At 38.0% G+C, this 16,795-nt stretch carries 14 protein-coding genes; 10 read left to right on the plus strand and 4 right to left on the minus strand.

The annotated features are described in order from the left end of the window. Positions 1 to 10: 10 nt before the first annotated feature. The 5 genes from ribB (at position 11) to ACFINH_RS00405 (ending at position 5,535) form a co-directional block, all read left to right on the plus strand. Positions 11 to 1,114 carry a 3,4-dihydroxy-2-butanone-4-phosphate synthase gene (gene ribB / locus ACFINH_RS00385; RefSeq protein ID WP_375631583.1) on the plus strand — a complete coding sequence of 368 codons (1,104 nt, stop codon included), beginning with the start codon at positions 11 to 13 and terminating at the stop codon, positions 1,112 to 1,114. Positions 1,115 to 1,121: 7 nt separating this feature from the next. Then, a complete protein-coding gene (locus tag ACFINH_RS00390) occupies positions 1,122 to 1,376 on the plus strand; it encodes an exodeoxyribonuclease VII small subunit (protein ID WP_375611123.1) in 255 nt (84 codons plus the stop codon). Between the two features lie 241 nt (positions 1,377 to 1,617). After that, positions 1,618 to 3,525: a 1-deoxy-D-xylulose-5-phosphate synthase gene (gene dxs / locus ACFINH_RS00395; RefSeq protein ID WP_375631585.1), complete on the plus strand. Its 1,908-nt coding sequence runs from the start codon at positions 1,618 to 1,620 to the stop codon at positions 3,523 to 3,525. 16 nt (positions 3,526 to 3,541) lie between these two features. Next, positions 3,542 to 4,285 carry a TlyA family RNA methyltransferase gene (locus tag ACFINH_RS00400; protein WP_375631587.1) on the plus strand — a complete coding sequence of 248 codons (744 nt, stop codon included), beginning with the start codon at positions 3,542 to 3,544 and terminating at the stop codon, positions 4,283 to 4,285. Beyond that, complete coding sequence (locus tag ACFINH_RS00405; RefSeq protein WP_375631589.1) at positions 4,282 to 5,535, plus strand: class I SAM-dependent RNA methyltransferase; 1,254 nt, start codon at positions 4,282 to 4,284, stop codon at positions 5,533 to 5,535. Before ACFINH_RS00400 ends, ACFINH_RS00405 begins: the two co-directional genes overlap by 4 nt. A gap of 559 nt (positions 5,536 to 6,094) precedes the next feature. Here ACFINH_RS00405 and tldD read toward each other — a convergent pair. Together tldD and ACFINH_RS00415 are read right to left on the minus strand one after the other, a co-directional pair. After that, positions 6,095 to 7,519, minus strand: coding sequence for a metalloprotease TldD (tldD, locus tag ACFINH_RS00410; protein ID WP_375611127.1), 1,425 nt, complete (start codon positions 7,517 to 7,519; stop codon positions 6,095 to 6,097). Positions 7,520 to 7,629: 110 nt separating this feature from the next. After that, the gene (locus ACFINH_RS00415; protein ID WP_375611128.1) at positions 7,630 to 8,169 is read right to left on the minus strand and encodes an invasion associated locus B family protein; all 540 of its coding nucleotides are present in this window, start codon (positions 8,167 to 8,169) and stop codon (positions 7,630 to 7,632) included. A 344-nt stretch (positions 8,170 to 8,513) separates the two neighbouring features. Between ACFINH_RS00415 and cyoE the strand changes: the two genes are divergently transcribed. The 4 genes from cyoE to rnhA all read left to right on the plus strand — a co-directional run bounded on the left by cyoE (position 8,514) and on the right by rnhA (position 12,119). Further along, positions 8,514 to 9,449: a heme o synthase gene (cyoE, locus tag ACFINH_RS00420; RefSeq protein WP_375613023.1), complete on the plus strand. Its 936-nt coding sequence runs from the start codon at positions 8,514 to 8,516 to the stop codon at positions 9,447 to 9,449. 182 nt (positions 9,450 to 9,631) lie between these two features. Further along, positions 9,632 to 10,687, plus strand: a complete 1,056-nt coding sequence (gene ispH / locus ACFINH_RS00425; protein WP_375611130.1) for a 4-hydroxy-3-methylbut-2-enyl diphosphate reductase — start codon at positions 9,632 to 9,634, stop codon at positions 10,685 to 10,687. Continuing rightward, positions 10,687 to 11,646 (plus strand): homoserine kinase, encoded by a 960-nt coding sequence (locus ACFINH_RS00430; protein ID WP_375631592.1) that lies wholly within the window; start codon positions 10,687 to 10,689, stop codon positions 11,644 to 11,646. Before ispH ends, ACFINH_RS00430 begins: the two co-directional genes overlap by 1 nt. A 5-nt stretch (positions 11,647 to 11,651) precedes the next feature. Continuing rightward, positions 11,652 to 12,119, plus strand: a complete 468-nt coding sequence (gene rnhA, locus ACFINH_RS00435) for a ribonuclease HI (RefSeq protein ID WP_375611132.1) — start codon at positions 11,652 to 11,654, stop codon at positions 12,117 to 12,119. Positions 12,120 to 12,145: 26 nt separating this feature from the next. Here the strand turns inward: rnhA and ACFINH_RS00440 are convergent, their stop codons facing one another. Beyond that, positions 12,146 to 13,024: a protein-disulfide reductase DsbD domain-containing protein gene (locus ACFINH_RS00440; protein ID WP_375628302.1), complete on the minus strand. Its 879-nt coding sequence runs from the start codon at positions 13,022 to 13,024 to the stop codon at positions 12,146 to 12,148. 71 nt (positions 13,025 to 13,095) lie between these two features. Here ACFINH_RS00440 and ACFINH_RS00445 point away from each other — a divergent pair, with 71 nt between their 5' ends. After that, positions 13,096 to 13,680, plus strand: a complete 585-nt coding sequence (locus ACFINH_RS00445; RefSeq protein ID WP_375631595.1) for a YqgE/AlgH family protein — start codon at positions 13,096 to 13,098, stop codon at positions 13,678 to 13,680. Between the two features lie 42 nt (positions 13,681 to 13,722). Here the strand turns inward: ACFINH_RS00445 and ACFINH_RS00450 are convergent, their stop codons facing one another. Continuing rightward, positions 13,723 to 16,608, minus strand: a complete 2,886-nt coding sequence (locus ACFINH_RS00450) for an EAL domain-containing protein (RefSeq protein ID WP_375606401.1) — start codon at positions 16,606 to 16,608, stop codon at positions 13,723 to 13,725. Between the last annotated feature and the right edge of the window lie 187 nt (positions 16,609 to 16,795).

Consider the following 16,795-nt stretch of genomic DNA (forward strand, 5'->3'; position numbering starts at 1 on the left):
AAGGTGAACAATGGCGTATGATGAAAAAAAAATTGTTTCTGCACTTAAAGCTTTTGAACGCGGTGAAATTGTTGTGGTGACAGATGATGATGACCGTGAAAATGAGGGTGATTTAACTGTTGCTGCAGCGCATTGTACAGAAGAAAAGATGGCGTTTATTCTTCGTCACACAACAGGTATTGTGTGCACACCTATGCCAAAAAAAGAAGCAAAACGGTTTAATCTTTCTCCTATGGTACCAGATAATAACTCTGCACATGGGACGCAATTTACGGTTACTGTTGATTTTAAACACGGCATAACAACAGGGATCTCAGCACATGACCGTACATTAGCTGTACGTAATCTTGCGAATTCAAATGCAAGTGCGGATGATTTTGTTCGTCCAGGGCATGTTTTTCCTTTAATTGCGCATGAAGGGGGAGTGCTCATGCGTTCAGGTCACACGGAGGCTGCTGTTGATTTATGTAAATTAGCTAATTTGCCGCCGGTTGGTGTTATCGGTGAGTTAGTTAATGATGATGGAAGCGTTAAACATGGCGATCAGATTATGAAATTTGCGCAAGAACATCGGTTGCATATTATAACGGTTGCAGATTTAATTGCTTACCGCCAACGTAAGGAAATATTGATCAAGCATGTTGGAGAAATGCCTATTGAAACATTCGTAGGTCCCGCTATTGTTCAAAGTTATCAACTTCCTTGGGAAGTCGTTCAGCATATTGCAATTGTTTTTGGTGATGTCCGTGAGGGTGAGAATATTCCTGTGCATTTACATCATGAAAACATTATAAGTGACGTTTTTTGTCAAACTTCAGATATTATGGTGATGATGCGGCGTATGATGGAAAAAGAAAAACGTGGCGTATTTATTTATTTGCGTGAAGGATCTGTTATACAATCAACTGTTGGTATTCAAAACATGACAAGAAACAATTCAGAAAACCATGTGCAGGCGATTGAACGCGAAGAAGAATGGCGCAAAATTGGTTTAGGATCACAAATTTTAAAATATTTAGGAATAGGCTCTGTTATTGTTTATGCTTCTAAAGAGCATCATTATGTAGGTTTGGAAGGTTTTGGAGTTCGTATATCCAGAACAGATATTTTTTGAGGTTCATATGAAAAAAGAGATACAAGAGGGGGATATTACGACCTTAAGCTTTGAGCAAGCGCTTAAGCAACTTGAAGTTATTGTCGAAAATTTGGAACGTGGCGATGTGCCTTTGGAACAATCCATTGATATTTATGAACGCGGTGAAGCGCTTAAAAAGCATTGTGAAAAACTCTTAAGAGTTGCTGAAGCTAAAGTTGAAAAAATCCAGCTTTCAGAAGAAGGTTTTCCAGAAGGAGTGGAACCACTTGATGCTAAATAATTTAAATCTTTTTGGATATTTATTGTGGGACTTAAGAGAAGCAATAACCTTAGTTTATAAACAGAAAGTTTTATTGATTTCTTTTTTATAAAATAAGTTAAAAATGAGGAAATTATAGCTCATCTCAAATAGAAAAGAGCATTTTTCAGTAAAAAAGATGCAAAACTGTAAATAAAAGAGTAGAGAAGATATATTTTTATCATTGTGTTTTCTTGAGTTAAGATAATAGGAAGGATTTTTTTTGTCTCAGGTCTTAACACCATTGCTTGACCGTGTTTGTTTTCCGCAAGATTTGCGGGCATTGCCTGAGTCTGATTTGGTACAGTTGGCTGATGAGTTGCGGACCGCAACAATTGATGCGGTTTCTGTAACAGGTGGTCATCTTGGGGCGGGACTTGGTGTTGTTGAGCTCACTGTTGCATTACATTATATTTTTAATACACCAGAGGATAGGATTATTTGGGATGTTGGTCATCAAACCTATCCACACAAGATTTTAACGGGGCGTAGAGAAAAAATTCGCACATTACGTCAGGAGGGCGGATTATCTGGTTTTACAAAACGTTCAGAAAGTGTGTATGATCCATTTGGAGCGGGGCATTCGTCTACTTCTATTTCAGCGGGGCTTGGTATGGCAGTGGCAAGTGCTTTGAAAGCAGAGACAAGACGCAATATCATAACTGTCATTGGTGATGGTGCAATGTCTGCGGGCATGGCTTATGAAGCCATGAACAACGCTGGTGCTTTGAATGCACGCTTGATTGTTGTTCTTAATGATAACGATATGTCTATAGCACCACCTACAGGTGCTATGAGTGCACATCTTGCACGATTAGTGTCTCGTCCTTCTTATCGTCATTTGCGTGAACGCGTAAAGATGTTGAGCGAAAAATTGCCAAAGTTTTTTTTGGATAAAGCCCGTCGTTCAGAGGAATTTGCGCGTGGCCTTTTGGTTGGGGGAACTTTATTTGATGAGCTTGGCTTTTATTATGTTGGACCCATAGATGGGCACAATTTGGGGCATTTATTGCCTGTTTTTAAAAATGTTCGTGAATATCCTAATGGTCCTGTTTTGGTGCATGTTGTAACCCATAAGGGAAAGGGATATCCACCTGCAGAGGCCTCGTCTGATAAATATCATGGTGTTAATCGTTTTGATGTCACGACAGGAAAACAGGTAAAAGCATCAAGTAATATTCTACCCTATACCAAGGTATTTTCTAAAGCTTTAATAGAAGAAGCTCGCCATGATGATAAGATTGTTGGCATAACAGCAGCGATGCCAACAGGGACAGGACTTGATTCTTTTGCGAAAAAATTTCCTGAAAAAATGTTTGATGTTGGTATCGCTGAGCAACATGCCGTAACTTTTGCGGCAGGACTTGCTTGTGAAGGGTATAAGCCTTTTGTTGCAATTTATTCTACTTTTTTACAGCGTGCTTATGATCAAATTATTCATGATGTATCAATTCAAAAATTACCGGTACGTTTTGCTATTGACCGAGCAGGTTTTGTGGGGGCAGATGGTGCAACACATGCTGGAAGTTTTGATATTGTTTTTTTGGCGACTCTTCCTGAGTTTGTTGTTATGGCACCTTCTGATGAGCTTGAACTGATGCATATGGTGCGTACAGCTGCAGCTTATGATCAGGGACCAATTTCTTTTCGTTATCCGCGTGGTGAGGGGATTGGTATAGATTTACCGCAACGTGGTGAGTTATTAGAAATTGGAAAAGGGCGCGTTCTGCGTGAAGGAAATAGAATCGCTTTGGTTTGTTTTGGAACGCGGATGTCAGAAGTGTTGCAAGCTGCTGATGCGTTGGAGGCTGAAGAATTGTCTACAACGGTTGCAGATGCACGGTTTGCAAAACCTTTAGATAAAGATTTGATGCGTCGTTTGGCACGTGAGCATGAGGTATTGGTGACAATTGAAGAAGGGGCAATCGGTGGATTTGGAGCGCACATATTACAATTTTTAGCGCAAGAAGGGCTCTTAGAGCATGGTTTGAAAGTTCGTACACTAAAATTTCCTGATGAATATTTGAATCATGGTTCACCAGAAAAAGTTCTTTCACGTGTCGGACTTGACGCTATGGGTATTTTAAACACGGTTTTTGCTGTTTTGGGACGCGAGATTCGAACAGGATAGAAAATTCGAGTATGAGATGGCTTCCAGAAAAAGACTCGATATTTTTTTAGTTGAAAAAAACTTTTTTACGACACGTTCACGCGCACGTGATGCAATTATGCGCCAAACTGTTAAAGTTAACGGAGAAATCGTTTTTAAAGCTGGGCAAATCGTTTTTGATGATGCAGAGATTACCGTTTGTGATCCAGCGCAGAATTATGTTTCTCGGGCAGCGTTAAAATTGATTGCTGCACTTGATGCATTTCCAATTATAACGGACAAAGTGACAGCCATTGATGTTGGTGCATCAACAGGTGGTTTTACGCAAGTTCTCTTAGAGCGTGGAGCAGATCATGTCATTGCCGTTGATGTTGGGCATCATCAATTTGATAAACGTTTATTGGGCAACAGTGCTATAACGTTATTAGAAGGCTTGAATGTCAGAGATTTTAAACAGGAACATTTAGGTGGGCGAGAAATTGATCTTATCGTTTCAGATGTTAGCTTTATTTCGCTCAAACTTGCGTTGCCTCCCGTGTTGTCTTTAGCCAAGAAGGGTGCCCAAGCTGTTTTACTGGTAAAGCCTCAGTTTGAGGTTGGTCGTAAACACTTTAGTAAGGGAGGAATATTAAGTCCATCAAGTGCTAAGGAAACTGCTGAGGCGCTTTTTGTTTGGTTAAATACACAAACAGGGTGGAGTGCAAAAGGTTTAATTTCTTCCCCTATTACAGGTGGTGATGGCAACGTGGAATATTTACTATTCGGAGAAAAACAAGAGTGAATGACAATGTCATAATCGATCATATCGGAGCAAATGGTTATGGTATTGCTAAGACGTCTCACGGCTTCGTTTCTGTTCCTTTTACTTTACCAGGAGAGTGTGCTGAAATTACTGTTCATGGAAAATATGCAACATATATAACATTAAAAGAAAAATCATCAGAACGCATTGATACTCTTTGTCAGCATTTTGGAGAATGTGGAGGGTGTACTCTTCAGCATTGGCATATGGATGCTTATCGCGTATGGAAACAACAATTGGTTGTTGAGGCGCTTAAAAAGTATGGACTTAATAATGTTGTTGCGACTTTAATAGAATGTAAACCTTATAGCCGACGGCGGATTACTCTAACAGCATCCATGACCCCACAGGGGCAAAAAGTTGGTTTTAACCGTTATCTCTCTCATGAGATTGTAGCTCTTGAGGAATGCCCAGTAAGCCGTCCAGAGCTTATTTCTCAGTTGCATAATATCAGAGAGCTCTGTGCTTTTCTAAAGAGCTCTGCCAAACGGTTTCATGTTACGATAACATGTGTTGAAAATGGTTTAGATGTTGCTTTAAGCGGTTGCATTATACAGCATGAATCACTTCGTCAGAGAATGATCAGTGCTGCTCTTTCATATGGGATTATACGTTTATCTGTTGACGGTGAAGTTTTGGTTGAACGAGAAAAACCAGAGATTTACTTTGGAGATGTCCGTGTTGAATTTCCTTCTGGTGGTTTTCTGCAAGCAACTTGTGAAGCTGAAAATATAATGGGCAATATTATTTTGACTCATTTAAAAAAAGCAAAGAATGCTGTTGATTTGTTTTCAGGGGTAGGAACATTTACCTTGCGTATGGCAAAAAAGATGAATGTTCATGCAGTAGAAAATAATGAAGATGCATTAAGAAATCTAAATACAGCAGCACGTTTTGCGACTGGTTTAAAAACGGTCACTTGTGAAAAACGTGATCTTTTCCGACATCCCCTTTCTGTAAAGGAACTTGAATGTTTTGAGAGTGTTGTTTTTGATCCTCCCCGTGCTGGTGCAGAGCAACAAGTACGTGAATTAGCGAAGACTACAGTATCACGTGTTGTGGCAATTTCTTGTAATCCTACTACATTTGCTCGTGATTTATCTCTTCTTGTTGCAGGGGGGTATACAGTAGAAAAAATCATACCGATTGATCAATTTTTATGGTCACCACATGTCGAAATTGTTGCTGTTTTGAGCAAAAAGAAAAAAAAGAAAGGTTGGAAACTTTAGCCTAAAATTTTTTAAATGCCATGAAGATTTTTTTAAAAGTTTACCTGAGTATTATTATAAAATCTCTCCAAAATTTATCTATAATAATAACCTTTTTCTCGTTGAGTTAAGAGCACTGAATGTAGAAAGTGCTTTTTTCTTTTAAGCTTTTTTATTATGAAATATAAAAGACAAGTTACCCCACACAAAAAACCCACACAAAAGACTAATATCTTACGAAAAAGATGTGTCTGAATAAGCCTGTGCCGTCGTTATATTTGCCATCCCCTAATGTTTCTTAAAACTCTTGGTACTTGAGACGGCCCATAAGAGGAATCTTTAGTCTTTTCTTGTACAGTTTTTATCCATATAACTCTCCCCGCCTGTAACGTATAAACGAATGATTTTGATTGATCGAACAGACACAGATTTAAAATGAGAGAATCTTGCGGTATTCAAGGTTCTAATACAATATGAATAACGCTAGATTATCTTTATAAATCAATTCATTGTAATCTCCCCCTCACAAAATGGTCGTAATAGACGAGAAGGAGGCAATACTGGGAAGGAATGAGCAAGCTTATTCCTCTATAAGCGCAGTTCCACCGATTGTCATATTATTGATTCGAAGATGAGGTTGACCAACACCAACAGGGACATTTTGCCCTGCTTTTCCGCACATACCAATACCATTATCTAGTTTACTATCATTACCAATCATTGTGATACGTTTCATAGCATCCGGTCCATTTCCAATAAGAGTTGCACCTTTGATTGGTGCACAAATTTTGCCATTTTCTACTCGGTATGCTTCAGTACATTCAAAGACGAATTTTCCGGAAGTAATATCAACTTGTCCTCCACCAAATGAAACAGCATAGATACCACTTTTAAGTGAAGAAAGGATTTCTTCAGGTGTTTTATCTCCTCCTAGCATGATTGTATTGGTCATTCGTGGCATTGGTGCATAAGCATAAGATTCACGCCGTCCATTTCCAGTTGATTTACCTCCCATAAGCCGTGCATTAAGCCTGTCTTGCATAAAACCAACGAGTTTTCCATCTTCAATGAGAACGTTATATCCTGAAGGGGTCCCCTCATCATCGACAGTGAGAGAGCCACGGCATTGTGGAATTGTTCCATCATCAACAACTGTAACACCTTTTGCTGCAACTTGTTGTCCTAAAAGTCCAGCAAAAGCCGATGTTTTTTTACGGTTAAAGTCACCTTCTAAACCATGACCTACGGCTTCATGGAGCATAACACCAGGCCATCCGTTAGCTAAGACAACATCAAAAGATCCAGCAGGTGCTGCTTCTGCTTCTAAATTTGTTAAAGCCATACGTAAGGCTTCATCCGCGGCTTTTTTCCAATTGTCTTCATGAATAAATTGGTTAAATGCTTGTCTCCCTCCACATCCATAAAAACCATTTTCACGACGATTGCCTTCAGCTGCGACCACAGATATAGAAAGTCGCACAAGGGGACGAATATCACGAACCAAATAACCATCTGCACGTAAAATTTCAACATGTTGTAGCGAGCCGGAAAGAGAAACAGTCACCTGATGCAATTTATCATTTTTAGCACGTAAATAGGCATCAATTTTTTGCAAAAGAGCACTTTTTTCTTCAAATGATGGAGCATCAAGGGGATTATGCGGTTGATAAAGTCTTTTGTTTGTTTGTTGAGGTGCTATGCTATAAGTCCCTGCATGATTATTATAGGTAACAGCTTTAGCAGCTTCACTGGCACGTTTGAGTGCAGCAGCTGATAACTCACTAGAGTGAGCATATCCAGTAGCCTCTCCAGCAACAACGCGTAGTCCAAATCCCATATCTTGATGAAATGAACCGTTTTTAAGCTGTCCATTATCAAATAAAAGAGCTTCGCTTTCTGTATACTCAAGGTAAAGCTCACCATCATCAGCATGATGAAGTGTTTCCTGTATAAGTGATTGCACTTTAGAGGAAGCAATATCAAAATGATCAATCAGCGATTTCATAAGAATTATCCTATTTTTATGGGGGCTCAGAAGATTTTTATCAATCTAATTTTAAGAATCTTTCAAAATATACGATGAGATTTTGATTGTTTAAAATGTATTGATTTCATTCATGTCGGTAAGGTTGCATAGGCGTCGCCAAGACCATGAAGGTCAACAAAACCTCCAATCCCTTGTTCCGGAGTTGTAAAGATAAAATAGGTTGCCATTTTTCCTTTTAAAAAGAGCTGCAATATGTCTTCTTTAAGAAAGGCTTCAGCAACACAATTATCACCAAGACAACGACGATATTCCATTCTACCCATATTTTTATCGTCAATTTTAATTCCAACGCCAGGACGTAATTCAACGCGAATCGGAACAAAAACACGCATCAAGGCACCTTGCTTTTGAGGAAGTTTATAAAATGTAACGCGCAAGGTAATATCTTGACGCCCTTGTGTGTGAACGTTTTGTACAACTTCACACTGCATGTTAGGTGTACCTGGTGGTAGAGAACACACTTTTGTCCATGCACCATAGGTTTGCGGAGCAGGGACATCTTGTGCATAGGGTGTTTGTGCAAATGCATGACTGATAAAACTACTATAAAGCGTGTAAAGAACAGCACCAATAAAAAAAGTTTTTTTGAGTAATTTATAAAGTATCACAGAAAATCCTATCCGACTCAACACCCACAACCATGCATAGATTTACATAAAAAAATGAATTCCCCATAAAAAACCATAACACAAAATCAGTATTTACCCAAATATATTAATTCATATGATATATTTTTATGATACATTTGTAATGTGGAGAGAACGTTGATTGAAAAAATGTATTTTTATTGCCAATATTTCCATTTACTTTTAGGGGATACGTGCGAAAGAGATATTTCATATTTTCTCAAAAATACGATTGGTCTTAATGGGTCATTTCCATACGCTAGATAATATTTGTCAGATAATATTGGATTTGTGAATGACAGAAATGGAAAAGGGCTTTGAGTGGAATGTCAGTTTCAGAAGAATTATCGGTTGTGAATGGTAAATCAACGCCACCAAAATCCGGTATTGGTGATTACATCACATTATTAAAGCCACGTGTTATGTCTCTTGTGGTCTTTACGGCTCTGGTTGGTTTGCTTGTATCGCCTGTTCCTATCAATCCGTGGTATGGTTTTTTAGCAATTTTATGTATTGCTGCTGGTGGCGGTGGTGCGGGAGCACTGAACATGTGGTATGATGCTGACATTGATGCTGTGATGGAACGGACTAAAAAGCGTCCTATTCCCATGGGTAAAATTAGCTCCCAAAAGGCATTTATTTTTGGCATGGTTCTTTCTATGCTCTCGGTATTGGTTATGGGGAGCTTCATTAATTGGTTTGCGGCATTTTTTCTTGCGTTTACGATTTTCTTTTATGTCGTTATCTATACAATTTGGTTAAAGCGTATCACACCACAAAATATTGTTATTGGTGGTGCTTCTGGGGCTTTTCCACCAATGATTGGATGGGCCGTGACAACAGGGACAGTGAGTATTGATAGCTTTTTATTATTTTTAATCATTTTTATGTGGACCCCCCCTCACTTTTGGGCTCTTTCTTTATTTTCATCTCTTGATTATGAGGCTGCAGGTATCCCTATGATGCCTAATGTACGAGGTGAACATTCAACAAAAAAACAGATTTTATTTTATACTGTTTTGATGGCATTGTGTGCTGCTGCTCCTTGCTTTACTGGTCTTGGCGGAATTTTTTATGGTATTTTTTCAACAATTTTAAGCATTATCTTTATTTATTTTGCCTATCGTTTATGGAAAGCTGATACACATAATGAAACTATTTTGATGGCCAAAAAAACGTTTTTCTTTTCGTTACTTTATTTGGCAGCTATCTTTGGAATTCTTTTGATTGAATCTCTTGTTTGGTATTTTATCGCTCTTTAGTTGCGTAAAATGAAAGAGCAAATTTTAAAAGAGCTTTTCTTCAAGAAAATGCTGTAAGAAAACACGATAGAGTGTGTTCTTATGCAAAAGATGATATTGCACGTTTTTTTACATTGCTTATTCATGTATAATAATAGGTTGTTTGAATATATAGCTAAAACTATAGAGATTAAGGATGATTTATGTCTGGACTTCCCCCTTTAACGATACGTCTTTGTGGTCCACGTGGATTTTGTGCAGGGGTTGATCGTGCTATCCAGATTGTTCTGCTTGCATTAAAAAAATATGGTGTTCCAGTATATGTTCGTCATGAAATTGTACACAACCGCTACGTAGTTGAGGGATTACAGCAACGGGGTGCTGTTTTTGTCGAAGAACTTAATGAGATTCCAGAAGAACATCGCAATCAACCAGTTGTTTTTTCTGCTCATGGTGTACCAAAATCTGTTTCAGAAGAAGCACGATACTATAATTTGTTTTATCTCGACGCAACATGTCCGTTGGTCTCGAAAGTTCATAAACAAGCGATACGACATCAACGTCATGGTCGTCATGTTATATTGATTGGTCATGCTGGTCATCCTGAGGTGATAGGGACAATGGGACAGCTTGAAGAAGGGGTTGTGACGCTTATTGAAACGATAGAAGATGCTTTGCATTATCAACCCAATGATCCAGATAAATTAGGATTTGTTACACAAACAACGCTTTCTGTTGAAGATACTGCAGGAATTATCGATATATTACAACAACGTTTTCCTACATTAGCAGCACCAGCGGCTGAATCAATTTGCTATGCTACAACGAATCGACAAGATGCGGTTAAAGCAGCGGCAAAGGGGAGTGATTTGTTTTTGATTGTTGGAGCACCAAACTCTTCTAATTCACGACGTTTAGTAGAGGTTGCCGAAAAGTCTGGTGCGCGGCAAGCTATTTTAGTTCAGCGCGCTGATGAAATTAATTTTGAAAACCTAAAATCTCTTTCTATAGTCAGTCTTTCAGCAGGGGCTTCGGCTCCTGAAATTATTATTGATGAAATTATTTCAGCATTTCGTGAGCGTTATGATGTCACAATAGAATTAGCTGAAACAGTGGTAGAAACGGAAAAATTTTTAGTGAGTCGCGAATTACGCGACGTCATTTTAACGTCTCAAGATATGGCTTTCGTTAATGGTCAAGCAAATAATGCAAAAAATGAAAATCAGAATACAGACATGTCTACAACGAAAGCAGAATAATGGCCGTTTATACAGATATTCACCCAAATGATTTAAAAGTGTTTTTAACACGTTATGCAATAGGATCACTTTTGTCTTATCAAGGTATAGAAGAGGGGATTGAAAATTCTAATTTTATGTTAGAGACAACACAAGGGCGATTTATTTTAACACTTTATGAAAAGCGTATTTCAAAAGATGATTTACCTTTTTTTTGTCGCTTGATGCAGCATTTAGGACAGCGTGGAATTCCTTGTCCTCAACCTGTTATTCAAAATGATGGAATGATGATCTGTGAACTAGCAGGACGTCCTGCTGCTATTATTACTTTTCTGGAAGGAGAGTGGATCCGCCAGCCCAATATAGATCATTGTGGCGAAGTGGGGACGGGGTTAGCACAATTACATTTAGCAGGACAGGATTTTACACTCAGTCGTAAAAATACTCTTTCTGTTATGGATTGGAAGGTATTGTGGCAACGTTGTCAAACCAAAGAAGATGCATTGTTAAAAGAATTTGGACAAAAAATTGAGTTGGAATTGGCTTTTTTACAGGAAAATTGGCCATTTAATTTACCAATAGGCATTATTCATGCAGATTTATTTAATGATAACGTTTTTTTTGTGAATCATCGTCTTTCTGGGATGATAGATTTCTATTTTGCTTGTAATGACTTTTTTGCTTATGATTTAGCGATCTGTTTAAATGCTTGGTGCTTTGAGCCTGATCATTCCTATAATCTTACCAAAGCACGTAAGTTATTGGAAAATTATCAAAAAATAAGACCATTGATCCCTTTAGAATTGGACAAGATGGTCTTATTAGCTCGTGGTGCATCTCTACGTTTCTTACTCACACGTCTATATGATTGGTTTAATACACCGCCTAATAGCTTTGTTATTAAGAAAGATCCATGGGAGTATTGGCACAAGCTTTGTTTTTTCAGTAATGTAAATTCGCTAAGTGAATTAGGTTTTTAAATTTTATGGCAACTCAACAAAAAGTCGTTGAAATTTATACAGATGGTGCTTGCTCAGGGAATCCTGGAGTTGGAGGATGGGGAGCAATTTTACGCTGGAATGGTCATGAACGGGAGCTTTATGGCGGTAAGGTCCATACGACAAACAATCAAATGGAACTCATGGCGGCAATTTGTGCATTAAAGGCGCTTAAAGAGCCCTGTTTGGTCGATCTTTATACAGACTCAGTTTATGTACGTAACGGTATATCTAAGTGGATTGAAGATTGGAAAAAGAATAATTGGCGCACTGCATCAAAAAATCCTGTTAAAAATATGGAGCTATGGCAAGCTCTTGAGGATGCTAGTTCTTGTCATACAGTTAGATGGCACTGGGTAAAAGGGCATGCGGGACATCCAGAAAATGAACGCGCAGATGCCCTTGCTCGCAAAGCAATTACTCAATATCGTGAAAATGGACGTTTTCCAGCATAATTGCTTTTTGAGAGCTTTTTCTTTTATCACGGAGACGCAAGAGGGGTTGGCTGCGTATGGAATATGAATGTTCCACTTAAGGCGTGATCTTTAAAAGCAACTGTATAAAAAATTTTTTGGTTTATTTCTTCTGGTGTGAAATAGAGTGGAGCACTGAAGAGTGTATATTCTGCGTTATCACTGACTTTTCTTGCTGCTCCAATTTGCATTTCTCCTCCATCTAAAAAGAGAGAGGAAGGAGTGGTTTTGTTGTTATTTTGTATTTTTATAAGAAGGGTACTATTATTTTTTTCAGCACTTATTTTTAGTGCATTCTGCGTCATGCGGGGCAAAGAATTTTGCGCCTTTTTTAAGAAGGAAGCAGGAAGCTGTTTATTTTTAAGAGCAGATGGCGAAAAATCAAAGTTAACAGTAAATGGAAGACAGATTTTGTGACATAATCCAAGAGTGAAAGCACCACTTAAATTTTTGCTTGAACCAGAAAGATTGAAGGGCAATATTACTTTATCTTTATAACCTAATGACCAATCATTTTCTGTTTCAAAAAGCTGTGGAGTAGGATAAAAGATTTCATAAGAAATCTGTTGGTTGAAATTAAAAAATGGTGCCATGCCAGAATTACCTGGATTACGCCAGTAAGTTTTCCATCCTGGTTTAAGCTCAATTTCAATAATGCCTTCTCTTATTCCAGAAAGAGAAGGTTCAGTGATCGCTAATCGGATACGACCACCATCTGATTCATACCAAGATGTTGCGAAAAGCTGGAGTTTTTGTTCTGTTTGAGCATTTACAGGAATGTTAAGTAATTCTAAAACTATGAATGTTAAGCTTAAAGTAACTAAAAGCTTTTTATAAAAGAAAGTTGCGATATTTTGTAAATTTGTAAATATATAACTTTTTTTCATTGGAGTTTTATTTTCCTAGTGTGCTAAATGAACAAACTTTTATCATGTCAATTATGGAGAATAACAGATTAATGAAGCGGTGTAATGGCTTTTTAGGTGGACAATTACTCATAGCAATGCCTGGGATGAATGACAAACGCTTTATTCGTTCTGTTATTTATATTTGTGCGCATTCTGATGCCGGTGCGATGGGCATCATTCTCAATCAATTGCATCACATTGATTTTCCAGAGCTTTTGCTTCACTTAGGAATCATAGACAGTGGCCAAAAAAAAAGTCTTTCTGAACCAATAAAACAGTTTCCAGTTCGCTATGGTGGTCCTGTTGATCCTTCGCGTGGTTTTGTCCTTCATTCAGATGATTATGCTTGTGAAGAAACTGTTTTTATTGCGGATAAGATCTGTTTTACTGCGACAATTGATATATTAAAAGCGATCAGTTGCGAACAAGGTCCGCAACATGCACTGGTTGCATTAGGCTATGCTGGATGGAAAGCGGGGCAACTTGAGGCAGAAATTTCTGCAAATGGTTGGCTAATCAGTTCTACATCACCTAGTTTTCTTTTTGAAAGCGATTTAAGCTGCAAGTATGATAAAAGTTTAACACGCATGGGTATCGATCCAACTTATCTTGCTTCTGAAATGGGACACGCGTAGAGTTTTTTCTAAGCTTTTTAACTTTACACGTTATTTTATCCCTTATGTTTTTATTTTATAAGGGAAATGGCTCTGAACGAGCGTAATTAATTCTTCTATGGCAATCGGTTTCGTCACAAGTGTACTTTGAACATATTTACAGCCTTCTTGACGGAGGAAGATTGCTTCTTTTTCATTTTCAACACCTTCTGCGATAATTTGCAAATTAAGATCTGTTGCCATATTAATGATAGACTTTAGAACAATTTTCTTCTTAAGAGAGTCGATTGAGATAAGTGAACGATCAAGTTTAACCATATCAAATGGATAACGTACGAGATAGGTCAGAGACGAATAACCTGTTCCAAAATTATCGAGTGCGAGATTCATTCCAAGTGTTTTAATTTGTTCAAGAAAGTGCGCTGATTGTTCAGGATTATTTCTTAAGACAAATTCAGATATTTCAATCATCAGACGCCCTTTGTGGAGCGGATGGCGAAGCAAAGCGGCACGCAATTGACTGATAAAACGAGGATGAATCATTTCTGCGCTTGGTAAATTAATTGAAATAAAGAAAGATTGTTGGGAAAACTTTTCTTGTACATTTATAAGATCAATAATGGCATTATCGATGATAAATTGTGACAAATCCATAACAATTTGTTCATTTTCTACGATTTTTATGAAATCAGAGACATTTAAATTTCCATAAGTGGGATGATGCCATTCTACAATTGTTTCAAAACCAATAATATGTCCGTCTGATAAATTAAGAATAGGATGGTAGAGGATTTTCATCTCATTACGTTTTATGGCATAATGAACATCTTTCTCCAGAGTATTATGTTCGAGACCCAAAGTGCGAAAATTAGGACGAAAAGGTTCAATATGGTTCCCACCCATTTGTTTTGCGCGAATCATCGCTAACTCACTATCATTAAAAATATCTTTAGCCGTCGATCGGCTTTCACTCCATGTAACCAATCCGATAGAGGTTGAAAGGATTATTTTATTTTCTGAAAGTGAAATAGGTGCTGAAATTGTTTTGTGCAAATGATCTGCAAATGCTGCAATTTTTTGTGGTTCGGTTTCACTGAGTAAAATAATTGCAAAGCGGTCTGCTGAAAGACGCGATAAGGTGTCTTGAAAGTTAATGAGACGATTTAAACGACGTGCGATTATAAGCAGTACAGTATCCCCAACTGCTATGCCTAATTTGCGATTAATTTGGCGAAAATTGTCAAAATCAATCATAAAGACAGTTGGTCTAATTTTGATATTTGCTTTCGCTAAAGAGGTATAATTTTGTAGTCTATCAAAGAAAATTTGTTGGTTAGGAAGTCCAGTTAAACTGTCGTGGATTGCATCATGCAATAAGCGTTCTTCGGATTTTTTATGGTTAGTAATATTGACAATGGTTCCAATGACACGTGTGATTTTTCCATCTTTTTGCATAGCCGGACGTGCACGAAGAGAAAACCAATGATAATAACCACCACCGGAAGAAAGCCGAAAAATTTGATCAATGCGCCCTTTTTTATTTTTAAGAATGATATCCAATACGGCTTGAAAGCGTTCACGATCATCATGGTGCAAGGCTGAAATCCAGTTGCGCATAGGTCCATTGAGGTTATGAATTTCAGTACCAAAAAGGGTTGCCATGTTTGGATGTACAACAATACGATCACGCTCAATATTCCAATCCCAAATAATATTTCCAGCTCCCTTTGCTGCGAGTACTTGTTGTTCAAGGTCGGAAAATATTCCTTCATGGAAAGCGTCATTAGAAAAAGTTTGTTGCAGGACAGTAAAGCTTATGAGAAGAACAATGAGCACTAATCCTCCCGCTAATGCTGGCTGGATAATATCATTGTTTAAATGTCCAGCTATGCAGGCATAGGCTCCAACACACCAAAAGCTAATGAGCAACCATGTTGGAATAAGCATAATGGCGCGGTCATAGCTTCTGATTGAGAAATAGATGATTAATATTATACCAAGCACAGCGGTAAGGCCAAAAGACAAACGCGCAATTCCAGCTGCTCTGATGGGATCATAAATAGCAAAGGCTCCTAGACTGCAAAACGCAATGGTCCAAGCGATAGCACCGTAACTAAAATGATAATGCCAGCGGTTAAGGCTGAGATAGGTAAAAAGAAAAATGAAGAGTGTAGCAGTAAGTGCTACTTCTGTACCAGCACGCCAGATTGGTTGGGTTGTGAGTGTAACTGCAAAGAATTTATTTAAAAAGTTGAAGTCAATACCAATATAAAAAAGCACTGCCCAAGCAACTGCCGCTGTTGCAGGAAACAGCCCTGTTCCACGGACGACGAAGAGAACAGTTAACAAAAGCGCTAAGAGACCTGATATCCCAAGAAGAATACCATGATAAAGCGTATAAGAATTAATTGCATCTTTATAAGCTTCAGGTTGCCATAAATAGATTTGCGGTAGATTTGCAGAGTTAAGTTCGGCCACAAATGTAATAACAGCACCAGGGTTAAGGGTAATACGAAAGATATCAGAGTTTGCACTAAGTTGACGATCGAGGGAAAAACCTTCGCTTGGCGTTATGGATTGAATCCTTGATGATCCAAGGTCTGGCCAAAAAAATCCAGAACGTGCCATGCGGTAATGGGGGGCAACGATGAGACGATCAACTTGTTCATCTGTTGGATTTGCAAGAGAAAAAACTGCCCAATTTCCGGAAAATTTTTCATTTTTTGCCTGCACTTCAATACGCCATACAATACCATCTGGTCCTGGTGCTGTACTTGTTTGAAAAATAGAGTTGTTTGTATGGTGAATTTCAATTGCTTTTGAGAGATCAAGAGCAGCATCTTGAGAAGAAATTTTAACTGGTTCAATTGCTTGTGCTGATGTAAGATGGACAAAAGAACTAACGACTACAATGAAAATGATGTCAATTATTTTACGCAAACTCTTCACAATGTCCCACTCTCAATATTTTAGGATGTTTAATTTTCATTTCGACTTTTGAGAAAAAACGTCCACCTTTTATAATTTATTTACATAATAAATTGTTATCACTTTTTCTTAAGTTATGTGATTTTATATACAAATAGACCACACACCCATTTGCTTCAATGGAACCTGAAGCGAATGAAGTTTTATA

Origin of the sequence: Bartonella sp. AA74HLJMH (assembly GCF_042197045.1) — a bacterium.
Taxonomy (GTDB): Bacteria; Pseudomonadota; Alphaproteobacteria; order Rhizobiales; family Rhizobiaceae; genus Bartonella.